Origin of the sequence: Chryseobacterium oleae (assembly GCF_900115055.1) — a bacterium.
GTDB lineage: Bacteria > Bacteroidota > Bacteroidia > Flavobacteriales > Weeksellaceae > Chryseobacterium > Chryseobacterium oleae.
The window spans coordinates 414,844-435,413 of record NZ_FOVD01000001.1 but is presented as its reverse complement, the minus strand read 5'-3'; the positions used below and the strand labels follow the sequence as shown (position 1 = coordinate 435,413).

Below are 20,570 nucleotides of genomic sequence, written 5' to 3'. Positions count from 1 at the left end.
TACGCTTACTTTAACCGACGATTTTGCCGTTACATTTGATCCTTCTTATCCCGCAGCAAAAGATTATACCCGGAATTTTTGTGGAAATACACCCGTTACTCTTAATTTAAATAATTTTCAATCCAATCTCACTTCGCAGAATCCGGCCAATTTTAATTTTACCTTTCATTCAACCCTGCAAAATGCTCAGAATGGAACGAATGCCCTTCCGGCATCTTACACCCTTACTGCCAATACGGTTTTATATGTAAGAATTCAGAATCCTAATGTTCCCGGATGTTTCAGGACCGCCGCTTTAACCCTGAATTTTCTTACCAAAAGTTTACTTAAAACCACTGTAGAAATTTGTGATACCAACAATGATAATGTAGAATCCAATTATAACCTGTCCCTGCTCAATAATGAACTTTTTCCGCCGGGAACTACAGGCATTTCCTATCATCCGACACAGGCCGATGCTCAGAATAATACGAATGCAGTTACCACTGCGAACATAACAACAAATCTTAATCTTTGGGTAAGACTTCAGGACTCTGACTGTACCTATGTTTTAGGACCTGTACATTTTCAGTTTAAGCCTGGAGTTAATATTAATTCACCAATAAATTTTCCTTATACCATTTGTGATATCAATGCGGACAATAGCGAGCCGTTTGATTATGCCCTGAATATCGGTCCTCTGATAACGACCCAGCCAGGCGCGGTTTTTACAGCATATGAAACCTATGATCAGGCTGTCACAGGGACCGGAACGCCTTTGACGACGATAAGGGATGGAGTATATCAGGTTTTTATAAGAGTACAGATCCCGAATGGCTGTTTTGCCGTTGTTACCGTTAATATGAATGTCACTTTTACAGAAATTGAGGCCACTGAAAAGAATGAATACATTTGCTTTAACGGAACAGATGACATCAGCATCAATCTTACTGCGTTGTCGGCAGGAATGCTTGTTGCGCCACCAACCGTTCCGGTGGTTGAATTTTACGATGATTATGCCGCTGCCACTGCAGGGGTGAATCCCATCAGCCCGAATCAAACCATTACAACAGACGGAAGCCTCGTTATAAAAACCTACTTTGTACGTTTTGAGCAGTCCGATTTGTGTTATACGATCAGAGCAATTAACGTTAATCTGGTGCATCCTGTTATCATTAAATCTAATTTCCCGGTTTGTGATCCTAATCAGGATGGTACCGAAAATATACAGCTCTCTCAGTACTCCGCAGCCATTGTCGGGAGCCAGAATGCCACCACAGCATTTTACCTTACTCAGGCTGATGCACAAAATGGAGTGAATGAAATAAATACACTGACAGTTACAGGAAACCAGCAGATTTTTGTTAAAATAAGTTCTTACAACTGTCATGAAATTTATCCTGTGAATTTTAGTCTCAGTTCAAATGCAGGCGTCAATTCAAATGTGAATATTTCCCTTGCCAATATCTGTGATAATAACAATGACGGATCGGAGATCTACAATTTACTTCTGGTTGAGCCACAGATTTACAGCGGTTCAAATGCTACCTTCACCTATTATCTGGGTTATGACATTGCAACCAACACATTTTCCAATCAGATCAATACCCCGGGACAGTTTCTGGTGACCGGAAATGCCACAGTCTATGTTAAAATTGAACTGAATAACAGCGAATGTTTTTCCGTAGCAAAAGTCAATATACAAATGACATTTTTGCCGCCCATCGTGTTGAATAATGCCGTACTGAATACCTGCGATAATAATTTTAATTTAAATGAAACCTTCCAGTTGAGTAATGCTGTCGGTCAGATGTTCATTCCAGCTCAAAACACCCAGCCGCTTTCAGCAATGACCATATCGTATTATCTGACCGCTGCGGATGCCAGTGCAGGAAATCCGGCCACTCAGATCGGAAACAGTATCACAACAAATGTTTCCACATTGACGGTTTGGGCGAGATTTCAATCCAATACTACCGGTTGTTATTCGATAGCTTCCATTCAGCTCAATACTTATTTTCCTCCTAAAGCGATCAGTACCACCATCAGTGTCTGTGATGAAAATTTAGATGGAAGTTATGAAGTGAATTTATTGAATTTTACCGGCTCGATGGTTAATATTCCTAATCCACTGAATACTTTTAGCTTTTATCTGACCCAGCAGAACGCACAAAATGGAGTGAACCCAATTCCGAATCCCTCCAATTATTCCGCACAGCCTTTTCCAGCACAGATCTGGGTGAAAATTCAGAATATACCAGGCTGTGATGATATTGCGGTGATCAAGTTTGTATTCGGAACCAAGCTGACCCTTCAGAATCCGGGACCGTTCCAGCTGAACAATGCGTGTGATACAGGAAATGACGGGATTGAAAATGTCAATTTAACCCAGTTTGAACAGCAGATGTATACCGGTGCGAATGTAACGTTTACTTACTATTCTTCTCTGGCTGATCTTAATGCAGGAACCAATGCCATTTCGAATCCTTCCGCCTATTTATTTAATCAGAATACAGGACCCAATACCATCTATGTAAAAGTGAGTGTTCCCGGTTTTTGTTCCGAAAAAGCTGAAATCCGGCTGTCTTTAAAAAAGCCTCCGTTTTTCACCATACCTACGCAATACATCTGTCCTGAAGGCTCGCTTACCTACACTGCAAATATTCAGGGGTACACGATTATCAGCTACGTCTGGAAAGATCCTGGTGGAAATACGATCTCCACTTCGGCAACGGTTACAGGAATTAAAATGCCCGGTATCTACAGCCTTACAATTACTTCAGACAATGGCTGTTCCTATACGGGCACTATGGAAGTGAAATATTTTGAGGTTCCGATCATTCAGAGCATAGGAATCAATGGAGGAGTCTGTACGGTCTTTGCCACGGGTTCAAAACCGATACTGTATTCCATAGACGGAATAACATGGCAGACAAGTAATGTATTCAATAGTTTACCGGGAGAGATTGTTACTTTTTATGTGAAATTTGAAAACGAAGCATGTATTGTAAAACATCAGGAATTGATTTTACAGATCAGCAATACCATTACACCCAACGGAGATGGCCGCAATGACAAATGGGTGATAAGAAATCTTCAGATATTCGGCGGTAAAATGACGAATGCGAAGATCTTTGACCGCTATCAGACCTTATTATTTGAGCAAAATGCAAATACCCAGATTGTATGGGATGGCACTTTAGCGGGACGGGCCATTCCTACTGCCAGCTACTGGTACGTCATTATCCTTCCAAACGGCAAAACATACAGCGGCTGGCTTCTCGTTAAGAATAATGATTAAATGATTTTTTGTAATACTTTAAACATCCTCAATATGAAAAGATGGGGGTGTTTTTTTATCTCCAGAAATAGGTTGACATTCCTCCACATCATATAATTAACCTATCCCCACATCCGCACATCATCACATCACCCAATCACCGCATCAACACCGCATCAAATTCCCTTGCCTATATTTTCTAATTTGAATATCTTTAAAACTTCAAAAAGTTGAATTCTAAACATTGAACTAAATAGCAATATGACATTTCAAGAACAGATACAGCAGGGGATTCCAAATCAGCTGCCACAGCCTAAACCATACGAAACCAATATCAATCATGCACCGAAGCGTAAAGAAATTTTAGGGGAGGAAGAGAAAAAGCTTGCTCTGAAGAATGCTTTGCGTTATTTCGAGCCTCAGTTTCATGCGGAGCTTTTACCTGAATTCAGGGAAGAGCTGGAAAAATATGGGAGAATTTATATGTACCGTTTCCGTCCGGATTATGAAATGAAGGCAAGATCGATTGCGGATTATCCCGGAAAGTCTGAGCAGGCAAAAGCCATTATGCTGATGATCCAGAACAATCTGGATTATGCAGTGGCACAGCACCCTCACGAACTGATTACGTACGGAGGAAACGGAGCTGTTTTTTCCAACTGGGCACAATATCTTCTGACCATGAAGTATCTGTCTGAAATGACAGATGAACAGACTTTAACCATGTATTCCGGTCATCCGATGGGCCTTTTCCCATCACATAAAGATGCACCGAGAGTAGTGGTAACGAACGGAATGATGATTCCTAATTATTCCAAGCCGGATGATTGGGAGAAATTCAATGCCTTAGGCGTTACGCAATATGGGCAAATGACGGCGGGAAGCTATATGTACATTGGTCCGCAGGGAATTGTTCACGGTACAACCATCACTGTGCTGAATGCTTTCAGAAAAATTAAAAAAGAACCTAAAGGAGGACTTTTCGTGACTTCCGGATTGGGAGGAATGAGCGGTGCACAGCCAAAAGCCGGAAATATTGCCGGTTGTATCACGGTATGTGCTGAAGTGAATCCTAAGATCACCAAGATTCGTCACGACCAGAAATGGGTGAATGAGATTTATGAGAATATAGATGAACTGATCGATAGAGTAAGAAAAGCTCAGGAAAATAAAGAAACCGTTTCCCTGGCTTACCTTGGAAATATTGTTGAGGTTTGGGAGAAATTTGACGAGAAAAACTTAAAAATAGATATCGGATCAGATCAGACGTCGCTTCACAATCCGTGGGCTGGTGGATATTATCCTGCCGGACAGAGTTTTGAGGAATCAAACAGAATGATGGCTGAAGAACCTGAATTGTTCAAAGAAAAAGTTCAGGAAACCCTAAGAAGACACGCTGCAGCCATCAATAAACATACACAGAAAGGAACTTATTTCTTTGACTATGGAAATGCCTTTTTACTGGAAGCTTCCAGAGCCGGAGCAGATGTAATGGCCGAAAATCCAACCTTAGGAAGAGAATTTAAATATCCGAGCTATGTTCAGGATATTATGGGGCCTATGTGCTTCGATTACGGTTTCGGACCGTTCCGTTGGGTATGTGCGAGCGGAAATCCGGAAGATCTTCAGAAAACTGATGATATCGCATGTGCTGTATTGGAAGAGATGGTGAAAAACTCTCCTGAAGAGATCCAGCAGCAGATGAAAGACAATATCCAGTGGATCAAAGGGGCTCAGGAAAATAGACTGGTCGTAGGTTCTCAGGCGAGAATCCTTTATGCTGATGCAGAGGGAAGAATGAAGATCGCTGAAGCCTTCAACAATGCCATTAAAAACGGAGAAATCGGACCTGTTGTGCTGGGAAGAGATCATCATGATGTTTCCGGTACGGATTCCCCTTACAGAGAGACTTCCAATATCTACGACGGTTCAAGATTTACCGCAGATATGGCGATTCACAACGTGATTGGCGACAGTTTCCGAGGTGCTACCTGGGTTTCTATCCACAACGGCGGCGGAGTAGGCTGGGGCGAAGTAATCAACGGAGGTTTCGGAATGCTGCTGGACGGAAGTGCAGAGGCCGACAGAAGATTGAAATCCATGCTGTTCTGGGATGTGAACAACGGAATTTCCAGAAGAAGCTGGGCCAGAAATGAAGGCGCTGTTTTCGCCATTAAAAGAGCGATGGAAGCTGAACCTAATCTGAAGGTGACGCTGCCGAATTTTGTGGATGAGGGTTTGTTTTAAAACCTTTAGATATAGAAAAACCTGCCGTGAGGCAGGTTTTTTTATTTTAGTCTTGTTTTTTATTCTTAAAAGTCTCAAATTTTTTTAGAATTTGATTTAATTTATATTGTCCATTTCCAATTTCTTCATGTTGCATGAATATGTTATTTTTGTCATATTTCATACCATTATATTCTCGATTGTTTAGTTCATTGAATTGATTTTCTAATTCTAGAATTTTGCAATAAATATAATTCATGAATTCTTTTAGAAACTCAGATTTATTTCTAAATTTTATACTCTCTTTATTTGCGAAAATAATTAAGTAACTTTCTTTATCACTAATTATATCATTCAATGTCGAAAACTTATAAAATTCAATCGGGCTATCTTTCAATTGTGCTTTAAATTTGATTCCATACATTGAACTTATCTTTTCATAAATTTCTTTATGAAGTTTCTCATTTTTTAGAATCATAGTATGCGTTAAGTTTTATTATTGGTTATATTTCAGATGGTTCAGTACTTTTAAAATGTTTTCATTAATTATTTTTTGATTATCTAAAATTGTATTTATATCTGCTTTCATTTTTTTTACCTCACTTTTAAGTATTTCAATTTCATTTCCAATTTTTGCTGTATTATCTAATGTTGCTTTTACAAATTGTTCCATTATTTTTTAATTTATGTGTTTTGAATATTTAAAATAATTAAGATATATATCCATATCTATATTAATTTCATTTGATAATATCTCATTGTAAAACTGTCCTGTAGTTAAAGTTTTATTTAATTCAGGAAGTTCCAATTTTCTATTTGTTATCTCTAATATATCAATGGCCATTTGAATATCTTCTATTTTACAACTAAATTCTGATTTTTCATCTTTTTCATTTGAAATGGAGAAATAATCTGAAAAATTAGGATAATGAATTTGTAATCCATTTGATGTAAAATATGGCTTCTTAATGATTGCTATTAACTTGTTTGATAGAAGTTCTATTGTAGATGTCATTGTATGAATTTTTTAATTAATTATGTAGTTATAGAAAAGAAGAAACTTCCAATTTTACCTCACGTCAGAGAAGAAGAGGACATTAAAAGCCAGACTTTATAAAAGTTAATTTATTCTTTTTCATTATTCTATAGTTGCCGGCAAGCTCTGGCCAAGGTAATACTTCATAAATATAAAGCCAGTACCTATCAAAATCATCTATTTTTAATTTCTTTGCTATATCTTTATATTCTTGTAAATAGGATTTTGCTTTAGTTTTCTTATGATATAGGTAAGAAATTAGCATAAAAATGCAATCCTCTGATTTTATGGAATCTTCCTTAAGAGAAGAGATATCAAGATCAAAATCATATCTTAACGACCAATATACTGCATAGGAACATGCTTCAAAAAAACGTTTTTGTTGTCCGTATTCATATATATCTTTTGCAATTTCTTTTATTTTATTTTTATCAATTTTGTGCGGATCAAATAGATTTACTTCTAATAAATGTATTAAATATGGATAAAGAAGAACTAAATGATGTATCTGCTTTAAATAATAATCCTTTGCATTAAAACCAAGATGTTTATTCGACAATATTTTAATAGCATAATTAATAATTGAACCATCAAAATTTTCATCAATCATAAGCTCAATACAGAAATCAATGAATCCTTTGAGTTCTTTAACTCTAACTGCTTCTCTATGACCAACTCTATAAGTATTATTAAAATTGAAGTGATTTAGTTTAGTGACCCAATTTTTTACAGTTGCTTGTGGTAAAGAAAGAATTTGAGATTTTTTCGTATTTAAAGAAAGTTCATATTTTTTTAATTCTTCAGATAATGTAATAAAGAACCTTTCTGACTCTTCGTATGAATTTACATAACAAGAGTAATCGTCAACATTTCTTATGTATTTAAATCCCCTTAAACTTAATTCGTGATCAATAGCAACAAGTATAATTTCAGAAATTAAATTTGATGCATGTGGACCGATAAGTACTCCATTTGTTTCACCATGTTTTATATTTCTAGTGTGAAAATCTAATTTATTAAACCATAATGCTGAAGCTCTATTACTTTTTGCAAAGCTTTTCCCAACAAGCGCCCATGGGATAGAGTGACTATATATGCTAGGAAAACAGTTTGAAATATCAGCGTTTGCAATATATCTACTTTTAATAACAATATTTTGTTCTGGCTCCCCATCTTTAGAAAAATTCTTATAATTCATTTCAAATAAGTTACACTTATCAATCATTTTTCTAATGTGTATTCTGCTTATTTTGAAATCATCATTTTGAGTTTTATCTTCGAAGTGTTTTTTTATCTTATCCCAATTATCTGATAGTGTCTTACATTGATTGCTATATGCGAAAGGTTCAGGAATTGACAAAGGACGAGGTATATTGATATTACGCATATTTGAATAGCGTATGTAATCTTTCGGCTTTTCTTCAAAAGGAAATGTTAAGGTTCTAGTAAAATCGAGAAACTCCTGACTTGTTAGAAAGTTTGGTATTTTTTCGGCAAATAAGCCACAACCAACTAACCTATCATAAAGTTCTATTGAGGTTATTTCATTACAGTAATCTAGATATGTTTTCAATTTTTTTTAAGAAAATTAGTTTTGTTTCAAATATAGGAACAGCTCGTTCATAAAATATTCAATATTTATGATTTCTAAAAATATATAAAAAAAATGATATTAAATTACGGTTTTCCATAACAAAAACTCTTCTTTCAAAATAATCTGTTTATAGTCTCCCTAATTTCTCCACAATTCAAAAACATAAAAAAAAGTCTCAACGCAGATCACAGTTTATTACAGATAAACTTGTTTGCAACCTCTATACTTCTCCCCAAGTCTCCCACAACTTGCAAGAGCCTTCCGCACAACTCCTGATATTTATTTCAAGGTTATTTGTCACATTATAAGTTTTTTATATATTTAAATCCGAAACCAAAAACACAAACAAATGAAAATTTCACTCACCAAGCTGAGCACTAAAGATCTTGCGACTTTAGCTCAGAGAATTATTTCCAGTTCTCAATCCGGGAAATATCCAGTAATTACCAATCATCCTCTTATGACAGCTTTGCAGACTTCTTATGCGGAGTACGACGGAGTGTATACCAAGCAGATCTATAGCGGAAAAGGAAAAGATGTAGCCGCTTTGGACCGGGAGAGGGATATTGCGTACAGCAGTCTGAAAGCTTTTCTGAACGGCTACAGGAAGCTGCCCACAGCGGCCAATTATCAGCTGGCAGTAGATCTGTACGGAATATTCAAGACTTTTGGTCTGGATCTGGACCGTTTAAGCTATTCCTCACAAACGGCACAAATGAAGAAGCTGGTAGAAACCCTGGAAATTTCAGATAACAGACAAAAAACAGCTAATCTCTCCTTGGATGTTGCCTACGAAGACATGAAGGCAAAGCAGGAAGCCTTTGAAATTTTGTTTGCAGAACAGGCTAAAGCCAATGGTGACCTTCGCCAAATGGCCAGTGCGTCGTCTATCCGAAGGGATCTGGAAAAGAACCTGAAATCGTATATCAATCTGGTGACAGCCATGAAAGATGTTCCGGACTGGACACTTTTGTACACAGATAACAATGAGCTGGTAAAGGCGGCGAAGAATTCTTCTATAGTACCGCCCAAACCGGAAAAACCATCTTAAAGATGATCAATAAAAAACTCGGCATATCGCTGAGTTTTTTTGTTGGATAATAGCAACGGTGGTATCTCTCCGAATGGTAATGTGAAAATGATTAAAGAAATATCGCGCAGATTTTGCAGATGGTGCTGATGATTATGTTTTATTGGCTGTTGATCTAAACCTTATAGGTTTTTAAAACCTATAAGGTTTGAGGGTGATAATTATTTAAAAGGAATTTTTCTGTTGGGTAATCGCAAAGGCCCAAGGCTTTATAAGCTGTGTGAATATTTAAGGCGCAAGAAAACCCAAGATTTTCAGCAAGTGGGATGTGAGATTGCTTCGTCGCTTTGTTCCTCGCAATGACGGCGGTACTCAATTTTATCGGAGATAAAATCTTTGCGCCTTACAACGTGTTTTTGTCATATCATTTGCGTCTTTGCGATGTTCCAACAATAAAAAGAGAAGTTTTTTTGTTTGTTTTATGTTTTATCGCGCAGATTTTGCAGATGGTGCTGATGATTATGTTTTATTGGCTGTTGATCTAAACCTTATAGGTTTCTAAAACCTATAAGGTTTGAGGGTGATAATTATCGAAGGAGTTTTTCTGTTGGGGAATCGCAAAGGCGCAAGGCTTTATAAGCTGTATGAATATTTAAGGCGCGAGAAAATCAAAGATTTTCAGCAAGTGGGATGTGTTGAGATTGCTTCGTCGCTGTGCTCCTCGCAATGACGGCGGTACTCAATTTTATCGGAGATAAAATCTTTGCGCCTTACAACGTGTTTTTGTCATATCATTTGCGTCTTTGCGATGTTCCAAAAATAAAAAATAGAAGTTTTTTTGTTTTATGCTTTATCGCGCAGATTTTGCAGATGGTGCTGATGTTTATGTTTTTATTGGCTGCTGATCTAAACCTTATAGGTCTTTAAAACCTATAAGGTTTGAGGGTAATAATTATTGAAAAGGAATTTTTCTGTTGGGTAATCGCAAAGGCGCAAGGCTTTATAAGCTGTATGAATATTTAAGGCGCAAGAAAATCCAAGATTTTCAGCAAGTGGGATGTGTTGAGATTGCTTCGTCGCTGTGCTCCTCGCAATGACGGCGGTACTCAATTTTATCGGAGATAAAATCTTTGCGCCTTACAACGTGTTTTTGTCATGAAATTTGCGTCTTTGCGGTATTCCAACTTATAAATAGGAGGTGAAAATTACAAATAATACACTATTTTTATCCTGTCAACATCAGTTTAAAACCATCACCATTGGCCACCATCAATAAACCGCTTTTTTCGCATCTGAATATGGACGGAGAAGATCCTGCCTGGGAAAAATTTGTCAGGCTTGAATTTTCTAGGAAGAAAGTATTTCAGGAGAATAAGGTGTATCTGGTTGAGCAGGGCATTGTCCGGAAGTTTTACATCAAGGAAATAGCAGATCTGGATCAGGAAATCTCCGTGGATTTTTATTTTCCGGGAGATGTCTTTGTAGTAGGTGAGAGTCCTAAAGAGAAATCTTCCGAAGCTGTTTTTGAATCCATTGATAAAGGTTTGGCCTGGGAAATAGAACTGGATGAGGTGAAAAAAATGTTTACCGTCAATCCTGACTGCCGCTTTGTGCAGAATTATTACCTCAGTAAAAAACTGAATGCCGCGATGAAGAGAGAAATGCTTCTCCTCAAAAATACCCCTCAGGATCTGTACGAATACCTTCTTAAGAGCAAACCTCATTATATCAAGCATATTCCTTTGAAATATCTTGCGTCCTATATTGGAATTACACCTATTTCTTTAAGTCGAATCAGGAAGAGGATTTCTTGATTAGGGTTTGAGAGTTTGAGAGTGGGAGAGTTTTAGGTGAGAGTAGGAGAGTTTTGGAGTTTGAGGAGTTGGGAGTGAGTGGGGAGTTTGTTGCTGGTTGACAGTTGCTGGTTCGTAGCCCGAAACTTTACTACTGCAATAGGTCTCATGTCTGATGTCTGAAATCTGAAATCTAGCTAATTAATTATCTTTTGTTTATTGTTTACAGCGCCATCAATTTTTTCCTTTGTTGAAAAAAATTATGGAAATACAAAAACTTAACTGGGCCGGAATAAAGCTTGTTTCCGGTGGCAAAACGGTACTGATAGATGCTGTAGAAGATTTCTCTTACTATAAACCTGTTTTAGGCGATGCCGTGGAAAAGCTGCTGGTATTTTCTGAGGATCTGCAGGCGGATTACATTCTTTTTACGCATATGCATCTGGATCATTTTGATAAGAAGATGATAGAGAAATGCCTGAAAAAAGAGGGAAAACTGATTGTATATTCGGGATTGGAGGAGATCGTAAGGAAATATGTCGGAGACGTTGAAATGATTGTTCTGGATTTAAATGAAACGTTCACGGAGAATAATATCACATTTAAACCTGTGTTTGCGATGGATGGGGTGGGCGAAATTCAGAGCTCGTGGATTGTAGAAGATCCACAGACCAAAATTTTTCACGGCGGAGATACGATCTGGCATAATCAGTTCTGGAAACTAGGAAAGGAAAATGAAAACATAGATTATGCATTTTTACCGGTGAATGGAGTGGTCGTAAATTTCGAAGTGATTGGTTTGGAATACAGTCCGGTTCCTGCTTCAATGGATCTGGAAGAAGCTTTTACGGCAGCTCATCTTTTGCACGCCGGAAAACTGGTTCCCATACATTATGGTTTATTCGAACATGAGAAATTTTATCTTCCCAAAAAGTTTGATCAGCAGGATCTGCAGAGACTTTCTGAAGAAACAGGACAGGAATATATAATTCTGGAAGACGGTAAAATCCTTGATGAATCTGAAAATAATCAACGGTTATCATAACCGTTAAAAATAAAGCTGTAAAAGACTTTGTCACCTGATGATTTGTGGCAAAGTTTTTTTATTTTTAGCATGATTTCGAACCTCGAATTTTTTATTGTAAAATTTCAGATAACTGCCTATGAAAAAGCTCTTTTTAAGCTTAATGTTTTGCTCTTTGTTTTCAATTCCGGTGTTGGCCTGCTTAAATGGAGAGACCAAAAAACTTAAAGATGGAACTGAAATTTATACGGATTTTAAGGGATTTGTTCCCAGAGGTCACAGTTTTAACAATCCTGAAGGCTTGGAAAAAACTTTAGGCGGACTGGAGAAAGAATACGAAAGAACAAAAGATCTGGATTATTTGTCGGATAAAGGCTATATCCTGATTATTCTTAAAAAATATAAAGAAGCCATAGAATTGTACAAACGTATTGAATCTATTGCTCCCGGCAGATATTCTACAGCTTCCAATATGGGGACGGCATATGAACTGATAGGGAATAATGTTGAGGCTTTAAAATGGATCGAAAAGTCTATTAAAATCAATCCCGGATCCCATTCCAGTTCAGAGTGGATTCATGCTAATATTTTGAAAGCAAAAATTAAAGGAAGTGAAAATTATACCTCAGAATCTTTAATTCATACTGATTTTGGAAACAGAAAACACCCTGAAACGGATTTAACCAAAGAGGAATTATACAGACTTCGCAAATCTCTTTTTTATCAGTTAAATGAGCGGATATCTTTTGTAGAACCGAAAGATAAAATTATTGCTCAGCTATTTTTTGATTTGGGAAATGTGGCTTTTTTAATGAAATTTAAAGATGAAGCCTATATGGATTATGAAAAGGCAAAAGATTATGGTTTTAAAGATCCCATCGTACAACAAAGGATGATTTCTTTGTCATCAATGACAAACAGTAAAGAAGCCCGATATAGTCCGGTTGATGAATCCACGGAAGAGATGATCAAAATAGGGTTGTCTGTATTTTCATTGCTTTTCTCGGCCATAATTGTTTTTGTTTTCAGAAAGAAGATATTCCTAATGCTTAAATAGAATTTTATTGAAAAGGTATACAACCCAAATTAATAACAAACAACTTGTCTTAGTCTCAGAAGATCAAAAAGAGATTGGGAGGATTGTAGAGATGAATAAGTTCTTTTCTTCAGGACATTATATTATTTTCAATTCCAGAAGCTTCGATATAAAAAATGTAGGTTTTCTGAAGAATGATGCAGAACTTTTTAACTCCAGAGGCATCATTTATTTTACAGACTTGGGAAAAGAAAGAATCATTAAGTCCGGAGCAGATGTTAGAATTTATAATTTCAAGTTGGGTAAAGCCAATCAGCTATTCGAGAAAGGAAAACTGTTGATAGAAATAATTACTGAAGAGAAAAAGAAACTTAAATATCCCACTTATCACGTTGAGGTTGATGAATCGGTTGATGATTTACTGGCGTTGTTTTTCTTACATTATTCTACGCAGGACTTTAGTTCTATTGGAGGAGATGGGGATTAGATATTGTGAAATTATAGAGAATAGTGGCGAGAATGGTATCCCTCCGAATGGCAGTGTGAAAATGGTTAAAGAAGTATCGCGCAGATTTTGCAGATAGTGCTGATTTTTTTTATTGGCTGCTGATCTAAACCTATAAGGTTTGATGGTAATAATTATTGAAAAGGAATTTTTCTGTTGGAAAAGCGCAAAGACGCAAGGCATTATAAGCTATGTGAATATTTAAGGCGCAAGAAAATCCAAGATTTTCAGCTAGGAGAATGGAGTGAGATTGCTTCGTCGCTTTGCTCCTCGCAATGACGGCGATGTTCAATTTTATCGGAGATAAAATCTTTGCGCCTTACAACGTATTTTTGTCATAAAATTTGCGTCTTTGCGCTGTTCCAACTAGAAAACTGTTTTCTGCTTTGTTGAGTAATCGCAAAGACGCAAGGTTTTGTTAGCCACTTGAATATTAAGACGCAAGAAAATCGAAGATTTTCAGCAAGAAGGATGTTGAGATTGCTTCGTCGCTTTGCTCCTCGCAATGACGGCGGTACTCAATTTTATCGGAGATAAAATCTTTGCGCCTTACAACGTGTTTTTGTCATAAGATTTGCGTCTTTGCGCTGTTCCAACTAGAAACCTGTTTCTGCTTTTTTTGGACCATCGCAAAGGCGCAAGAAAATCCAAGATTTTCAGCAAGGCTGAAATGTTCCAAGAATATAATTATTTCAAGATAACCTTTCCAACCTTTCCCATCATTCCCGCATCTCTATATAAAAAGAGATTATGAAAATCACCATACCAAAACCATGTCACGAAAATTGGGAAGCTATGACACCCGAAGAAAAAGGAAGATTCTGTTCTGTTTGTTCAAAAACAGTCCGGGATTTCACTATCTCTTCTGATCAGGAAATTATAGAGGTTTTTTCTCATTCTTCAGAAAATATTTGCGGAAATTTTAATGCATCGCAGCTTAACAGAGATCTGAACTATTCTTTTGTTAATTCGCTCTTTACGAAGTTTGCGGTAGGTTTTATGATGACAACGGGAGGTTTTGTTTCCGTAAATGCTCAGCAAAATACGGTCAAGGATACTTTAGCGACAGAAGAGATAAGAGAAATTGTATTTCATGGATTTAATAAGCAGAAAGACCAAAAATTGTTGGGAGCTGTTTCAATAATTCAGGCAAATGCTTTAAACAACCCCAAAGAAGGCAACATAAAAGAAATCCAGCCGAAAGTGCAGGGGTTAATTATTAATCAGATGCCGGAGAATCGTCAGGATAAAACACCGATTAGGATTGGAGGCGCACATGCCACTATGAGGGAGGATCAGAAGCCTTTGGTTGTGGTGAATAAAAAAATAATCAGTTTTAAGGACCTTCAGGAAATAGATCCGAATACTATAAAAACGATGAATGTTCTGAAAGGAGCTTCCGCCACTGCAGTTTACGGTTCACAGGCCCAAAATGGTGTCATTATCATCACCACAAAAAAGAAAGGAAAGATGAAAAAGTAATGGGCTTCGGCGATCGAAGATCGCCGAAGCCCATTTTTAAATTATTCCAAAAGCAAAAGCTTATTTTTTCACAGCTGCAATCGCCGCTTCATAATTCGGTTCCTGTGAAATATCAGCAACCTGTTCTTCATAAATGATTTTCCCTGAAGGATCGATCACCACAACAGCTCTGCTTAATAGACCTTTCATTACAGAATCCGTGATTTCCACGCCATACGTTTTTCCGAAATCTGAACGGAAGTCTGAAAGCATCACTACATTCTTAATTCCTTCCGCACCACAAAATCTTTTTTGGGCAAAAGGCAGATCTTTAGAGATACAAAGAACAACCGTATTGGGAATACTCGCTGCATCTTCATTGAAATGATGGACAGAAGCTGAACAAACACCCGTATCTACACTTGGGAAAATGTTCAGAATCATGTATTTTCCTTTGTAAGAATCAAGTGTCTGATCCTTCATCGTAACGTCTGTAAGGGTAAACTTCGGGGCTGCTTTATTCACTGCAGGAAGTTTCGCGTAAGTATGTACCGGTTTTCCTCCCATCAGAACAGTATTTGCTGTTTTGGTGTTTTGAGCAAAAATAAATGCTGAGAAAAACAATAAAGTGCTGAAAGCTAATTTTGAAAACATGAAATTTTATTTTCAGTAAAATTATTCATTTTTTCAGTACCCGACATTAATTTTAATTCAAACACCCGCCAAATAGAGCAAATCTATCAATCGCCTGTTTTTAAAACCGATTTTAACGGCTACCTTTATTCTGTTTAATTTTAGAATGACACTCAATTATCAAAAAATAAAAATTTATGGATTCAGTCAATAAGCCGTTATTTCAGGATATTTTTAAAAGTGAAAACGAAATTCCGGAAGAATTTAAAGTACAGGAGATTCATCAGAAAGTCTATCTTCTCAATGGAGAGCTGGTGGAATGGGAAGGGGAGGTTCAGAATATTTATTCGCCGGTCTGCATTCCTACGGAAAACGGTCTCGAGAGAAAATTGCTGGGAAGTATCCCGAATATCAGTCCGAAAGAAGCGATGGAAGTTCTTGAAGCTTCGGTTAAAGCTTACGATAATGGTCTCGGGGAATGGCCTACGATGTCTGTAGAAGGGCGTATTCAGTGTATGCAGAAATTTGTTTATCTGATGATCGAGCAGCGTGATCTTGTGATTAAGCTGCTCATGTGGGAGATCGGGAAAACTTTAGCAGATTCCACTAAAGAATTCGACAGGACTGTAGATTATATCAACCAGACCATTGATGCCCTGAAAGATTTGGACAGAGAATCTTCCCGTTTCCAGGAAGCTGAGGGCACCATTGCACAGATCAGAAGAGCTCCGCTGGGCGTTGTTTTAAGTATGGGGCCGTTTAATTATCCTTTAAATGAAATCTTCACCACATTGATTCCGGCATTGATCATGGGAAACACCATTTTGTTTAAACTTCCAAAGCATGGTGTTTTGGCTCATTATCCCTTACTGAACGCCTTTAAAGAAGCCTTCCCGAAAGGAACAGTCAACACGCTTTACGGCAAAGGTTCAGAAATCATTACTCCTATTATGGAAAGTGGAAAAGTAAATGTTCTGGCTTTTATCGGATCCAGCAAAGTGGCGAATGGACTGAAGAAACTGCATCCTAAAGTGAACCGTCTCCGTGCTATTCTGAGTCTTGATGCTAAAAATGCAGCCATCGTAACCAAAAAAGCAGATTTAAATGTAGCAGTGAGCGAATGCATCTTGGGAGCATTGTCTTTCAACGGACAGCGCTGTACCGCATTGAAACTGATCTTTGTTCAGAAAGAAATAGCAGAGGAATTTACCCAAAAATTAAGTGCTGCTGTTTCCGCATTGAAACCCGGACTTCCGTGGGAAAAAGACGTAAAGGTGACACCGCTTCCTGAAGTGAATAAACCGCCGTATCTGAAAGAATGCATTGAAGATGCTTTGGCTAAAGGTGCGAAAGTTTTAAATGAAAACGGAGGATTTACTGAAGAATCTTTTGTCTTTCCTGCTGTGGTGTATCCGGTTAACAGTGATATGAAACTGTATCATGAAGAGCAGTTCGGTCCGGTGATTCCGGTGGTTCCGTTTGAAGATATAGAAGAGCCTATCGATTATCAGGTGAATGCATCTCATGGAATGCAGGTGAGTATTTTCAGTGAAGATCCTCAGGAAGTTTCCAGATTAATTGACCCGTTTGTAAATCTGGTAAGCCGTGTGAATATCAACTGCCAGGCACAACGTGGACCGGATGTTTTTCCGTTTACCGGAAGAAAAGACAGTGCAGAAGGAACGCTTTCTGTTTTTGATGCGCTCCGTTCATTCTCCATCCGATCTCTGGTGGCTGCAAAACTGACAGACTCCAACAAGAAATTATTAAATACCATCGTCAGAGAACATGATTCTAATTTTTTAAGCACAGACTATATTTTCTAGTCGGATTTTCTGATTTACTTAACATAAAATAATAATCCTCATTAAATTTCTTTATTTTTTGAGGATTTTGTACTTTGACACGTGGAGTTTTTAGTTTTTATCTAGTATTTGATTTAAAAATACTATTGTACGAGTAGAGTTTCGAGCATGTCTTTAATGGAAAAAGAATTTTTAGAGAAAATTGAAAAACACAAAGGTGTCATTTTCAAGATCTCTAAAATGTATATGGACGATCAGGATGATCAGAATGATCTTTATCAGGAGATCATTTATCAAGCCTGGAAATCATACGGCGATTTCCAGAGGAGGAGTGACTTCTCTACATGGCTCTACCGGACTGCACTTAATACCGCGATCGTATTTCTGCGTAGCGAAAAAAAACGTAGTTTTATACAAAATCAGGGAATAGAAAATCTTGTTGTTCCGCAAGAATCCTATAATGATGCAGATGATAGAAATATGAAGCTGATGTATGAAGCAATCCACCAGCTCAGCCCTATAGACAAGGCGCTTATCTTTTTCTTTTTGGAAGATTTTCCCGGCAAGGAAATCGCCCGCCAGTTGGGAATTACTGAGGTGAATGCCCGTGTGAAAATGAACCGGGCAAAAACAAAACTGAAGGAAATTATAGAAAAGCAGAAGGGCAACAAGATTTAAAGCAAAACAAATGGAGTTAGAAAATTTTAAAGAACTTTGGGATAAAGATAACAGGCAGGATCTGCCTGAGATTTCTCTTGAAAAACAGCGTGAAATTCATTCGCCGATGCGGATGCTAAAGATTAATATGCAGACAGAATTCTGGCTGATGGTCGTCACCCTGCCTATGCTTCTGATGGGGTTTCCGTTTGCTTCAGGAGATGTCAATATCGTTATTATATCGGCATTTGTCGTCGCACTAACACTTGCTTTTATTATTTATTTTTATTCCCGTTTTCTCAAACTTTATAAAATGCTCTGCAACAGCAGTATCAATACAAATTATGATTTGTTTAACCTTAAAACACAACTTTTAATATCGAAAGAAATCTACATTTCCTATTACATTTCTTATATTCCGCTGGCTTTCCTGTTGTCTCTCATCAAGATCAGCTTTCATTTTGAAATGACGTATAATCTTGCCATTTTCGGAATCAGTTTTCTCATTACGCTGATGCTGGTGTGGTTTGTGATCAAATACTGGATTTATTATATGTACGGACGGTATATAGAAGATGTTATCCGTTTGGTAGACGAACTGAACGGTCTTGAAATAGAACCTAAGAAACCCCGGAAAAACTCATGGTTTGAACGTTCTCAAAGATTTTTCATGAATAAATTCGGACTTCAGGGAAATATCCTGAATACGGTGATATGGTTTGTTTCGGTGTATATTTTTATCATCATATTTCTGACGCTGGTTCTTCTGATTTTCATTATCATTGGTGTAAAGCTTCATTTTATTGATCTTCATATTCTTATGGAAGCATTGGACAGATTGAATTAATTGTTTAGTTGAAAAATAAACCAGAGCTTTGAATTAACAGAGTAAAATAATTTTAAAAGATAGATTAAGTCCCGTTAGAAATTTCTGCCGGGATTTTTTTAGAATAATAAATAAACATTGTAATTATTGAAAACAGGCAATATCAAAGGGTTTGCAAAGCTTACAGAAATGTAAAGAAATATATTGTGGTTTTTTAATGATAATTTTTCCCTGAATGGTGTAACATTTTTGTTTTTTTTCTACTAACTATTAGAATCATAAAATGTTAGTGTCCAATTCGGACTTTGACTGTTCAAATTTTTAACTGACTGTTCAATTTAAGATATAAGCCATTCATGAGTAGGTTTATAGATTACAATTAATTCGTACAAAAACTTTGTTTTCTGAAACATCGTTGGAGTAAAACTAAAAAAAACACACAATGGGGCCCTGCAGGAAATTTTCTGTCGGGTTTTTTTTTATCTTCTCAAAAAATATCTGTAACATTTTTTTACAATGAAAACTAACTCTATAGAGCCCGAAAATATGAACTCATTAGAGCAGGAATTTTTAGACAAAATAGAAAAGCATAAAGGAATCATTTTTAAGATTTCCAAAATGTACATGTCCGAAAAAGACGACCGCGATGATCTTTTTCAGGAAATCACCTACCAGCTATGGAAAGCCTATCCCAGCTTCAGGGGACAGAGCGAATTTTCTACCTGGCTTTACAGAATTGCCCTCAACACGGCTATTATTTTCCTGAAATCGGAGAAAAGAAGAAGTTTTATCTCTAATGAAGATTTTACCGGATACAAAGTGATCCAGGATGAATATGATTATGGAAAGGAAGAAAAACTGGTTCAGATGTATGAAGCGATCCGCCAGCTGAACTCCATCGATAAAGCATTTATTTTTTATTATCTGGAAGACTTTTCAGGAAAAGAAATTGCAGAACAGATGGGAATCTCCGAAGGTAATGCCCGGGTAAGAATGAACCGCGCTAAAAATAAACTGAAAGATATTTTAAACTCAAATCAATCATAACTTTAAATCAATACCAATGAATATAGATGAATTAAAAAATGTATGGAATGAAGAGGTTTCCGAAGAAACTCCTGAAATAAGTATTGAGCAGAGAAACAAAATCAGTCTTCCGCTGGAAAAAGTACGTAAGAATATGCGTATGGAATTCTGGTCCATCATTGCGATCTTTGTTTTTTCATTTATCGTATGTGCCTTCTGCCAACCCTTTAAACTACAGTTTTACATTACGGTTCTTATCGCGTCAATGCTGCTGGTGACCATATTCTTTTTCAGTAAATTTTTCAGACTGTACAATGATATCAGCAACCCGATGCTCAAAACCTATGATTCTTTAAAAGATCTCGTGGCACAGTTTAATCTCAATAAGCAGTATTATCTTTCGTACTATCTGAGTTTTGTTCCTTTTATTGTCTGCGAAATGATCATCGTTATAGAATTTATTCCGTGGCCTGAACCGATCAGCGAAGTAAAAGCCGCCGTGATCCTGATCAGCTCAGTGACAGTAGGACTTTTTGTACTCTACCTGATGGGACAGTTCTGGTTCAAGCGTTATTATGGAAGATATATTGTACATATCGAAGATTTGTTGAAGGAGTTGAAGAGATGAAAATAGTTTCGGCGGGCTGAAAGCCCGCCGA

Annotated in this window: 18 protein-coding genes; 13 read left to right on the top strand and 5 right to left on the bottom strand. The window is 37.1% G+C overall.

Annotated elements, in window-relative coordinates; genetic code table 11:
* The first annotated feature begins 757 nt into the window (after nucleotides 1-757).
* Entirely contained in the window at nucleotides 758-3,280 is a 2,523-nt protein-coding gene (locus BM143_RS01980) for a T9SS type B sorting domain-containing protein (RefSeq protein WP_139221965.1), read from the top strand.
* Between the two features lie 240 nt (nucleotides 3,281-3,520).
* Complete coding sequence (locus BM143_RS01975) at nucleotides 3,521-5,506, top strand: urocanate hydratase (RefSeq protein WP_090022414.1); 1,986 nt, start codon at nucleotides 3,521-3,523, stop codon at nucleotides 5,504-5,506.
* A gap of 46 nt (nucleotides 5,507-5,552) precedes the next feature.
* On the opposite strand, the gene BM143_RS01970 is transcribed toward BM143_RS01975, so the two are convergent.
* The 4 genes from BM143_RS01970 to BM143_RS01960 all read right to left on the bottom strand — a co-directional run bounded on the left by BM143_RS01970 (nucleotide 5,553) and on the right by BM143_RS01960 (nucleotide 8,094).
* Nucleotides 5,553-5,963: a hypothetical protein gene (locus BM143_RS01970; protein ID WP_090022410.1), complete on the bottom strand. Its 411-nt coding sequence runs from the start codon at nucleotides 5,961-5,963 to the stop codon at nucleotides 5,553-5,555.
* A gap of 18 nt (nucleotides 5,964-5,981) precedes the next feature.
* Complete coding sequence (locus tag BM143_RS23850; protein ID WP_167375223.1) at nucleotides 5,982-6,158, bottom strand: hypothetical protein; 177 nt, start codon at nucleotides 6,156-6,158, stop codon at nucleotides 5,982-5,984.
* A 6-nt stretch (nucleotides 6,159-6,164) separates the two neighbouring features.
* A complete protein-coding gene (locus BM143_RS01965; RefSeq protein WP_090022409.1) occupies nucleotides 6,165-6,500 on the bottom strand; it encodes a hypothetical protein in 336 nt (111 codons plus the stop codon).
* Between the two features lie 82 nt (nucleotides 6,501-6,582).
* The gene (locus tag BM143_RS01960) at nucleotides 6,583-8,094 is read right to left on the bottom strand and encodes an RNA-directed DNA polymerase (RefSeq protein WP_090022406.1); all 1,512 of its coding nucleotides are present in this window, start codon (nucleotides 8,092-8,094) and stop codon (nucleotides 6,583-6,585) included.
* 370 nt (nucleotides 8,095-8,464) lie between these two features.
* On the opposite strand from BM143_RS01960, the gene BM143_RS01955 reads away from it, so the two are divergent.
* From BM143_RS01955 to BM143_RS01930, 6 genes are all read left to right on the top strand, one after another.
* Nucleotides 8,465-9,166, top strand: coding sequence for a DUF6261 family protein (locus tag BM143_RS01955; RefSeq protein WP_090022404.1), 702 nt, complete (start codon nucleotides 8,465-8,467; stop codon nucleotides 9,164-9,166).
* A 1,238-nt stretch (nucleotides 9,167-10,404) separates the two neighbouring features.
* Nucleotides 10,405-10,959, top strand: a complete 555-nt coding sequence (locus BM143_RS01950) for a Crp/Fnr family transcriptional regulator (RefSeq protein ID WP_090022401.1) — start codon at nucleotides 10,405-10,407, stop codon at nucleotides 10,957-10,959.
* A 241-nt stretch (nucleotides 10,960-11,200) separates the two neighbouring features.
* A complete protein-coding gene (locus BM143_RS01945) occupies nucleotides 11,201-11,983 on the top strand; it encodes an MBL fold metallo-hydrolase (RefSeq protein WP_090022397.1) in 783 nt (260 codons plus the stop codon).
* A gap of 118 nt (nucleotides 11,984-12,101) precedes the next feature.
* The gene (locus tag BM143_RS01940) at nucleotides 12,102-13,019 is read left to right on the top strand and encodes a tetratricopeptide repeat protein (protein WP_090022393.1); all 918 of its coding nucleotides are present in this window, start codon (nucleotides 12,102-12,104) and stop codon (nucleotides 13,017-13,019) included.
* A gap of 7 nt (nucleotides 13,020-13,026) precedes the next feature.
* Complete coding sequence (locus tag BM143_RS01935) at nucleotides 13,027-13,485, top strand: hypothetical protein (protein ID WP_139221964.1); 459 nt, start codon at nucleotides 13,027-13,029, stop codon at nucleotides 13,483-13,485.
* Nucleotides 13,486-14,253: 768 nt separating this feature from the next.
* Nucleotides 14,254-14,985 (top strand): TonB-dependent receptor plug domain-containing protein, encoded by a 732-nt coding sequence (locus tag BM143_RS01930; RefSeq protein ID WP_090022386.1) that lies wholly within the window; start codon nucleotides 14,254-14,256, stop codon nucleotides 14,983-14,985.
* A gap of 60 nt (nucleotides 14,986-15,045) precedes the next feature.
* On the opposite strand, the gene tpx is transcribed toward BM143_RS01930, so the two are convergent.
* Nucleotides 15,046-15,618: a thiol peroxidase gene (tpx, locus tag BM143_RS01925; protein WP_185113574.1), complete on the bottom strand. Its 573-nt coding sequence runs from the start codon at nucleotides 15,616-15,618 to the stop codon at nucleotides 15,046-15,048.
* A gap of 176 nt (nucleotides 15,619-15,794) precedes the next feature.
* On the opposite strand from tpx, the gene BM143_RS01920 reads away from it, so the two are divergent.
* From BM143_RS01920 to BM143_RS01900, 5 genes are all read left to right on the top strand, one after another.
* A complete protein-coding gene (locus BM143_RS01920; RefSeq protein ID WP_090022383.1) occupies nucleotides 15,795-17,423 on the top strand; it encodes an NADP-dependent glyceraldehyde-3-phosphate dehydrogenase in 1,629 nt (542 codons plus the stop codon).
* A gap of 147 nt (nucleotides 17,424-17,570) precedes the next feature.
* Nucleotides 17,571-18,080, top strand: a complete 510-nt coding sequence (locus BM143_RS01915) for an RNA polymerase sigma factor (protein ID WP_090022380.1) — start codon at nucleotides 17,571-17,573, stop codon at nucleotides 18,078-18,080.
* A gap of 10 nt (nucleotides 18,081-18,090) precedes the next feature.
* The gene (locus BM143_RS01910; protein ID WP_090022378.1) at nucleotides 18,091-18,906 is read left to right on the top strand and encodes a hypothetical protein; all 816 of its coding nucleotides are present in this window, start codon (nucleotides 18,091-18,093) and stop codon (nucleotides 18,904-18,906) included.
* Nucleotides 18,907-19,431: 525 nt separating this feature from the next.
* Nucleotides 19,432-19,932, top strand: coding sequence for an RNA polymerase sigma factor (locus tag BM143_RS01905; RefSeq protein WP_090023865.1), 501 nt, complete (start codon nucleotides 19,432-19,434; stop codon nucleotides 19,930-19,932).
* 16 nt (nucleotides 19,933-19,948) lie between these two features.
* On the top strand, nucleotides 19,949-20,539 hold the full coding sequence (locus tag BM143_RS01900) for a hypothetical protein (RefSeq protein WP_090022375.1): 591 nt from the start codon (nucleotides 19,949-19,951) through the stop codon (nucleotides 20,537-20,539).
* Nucleotides 20,540-20,570 lie beyond the last annotated feature (31 nt).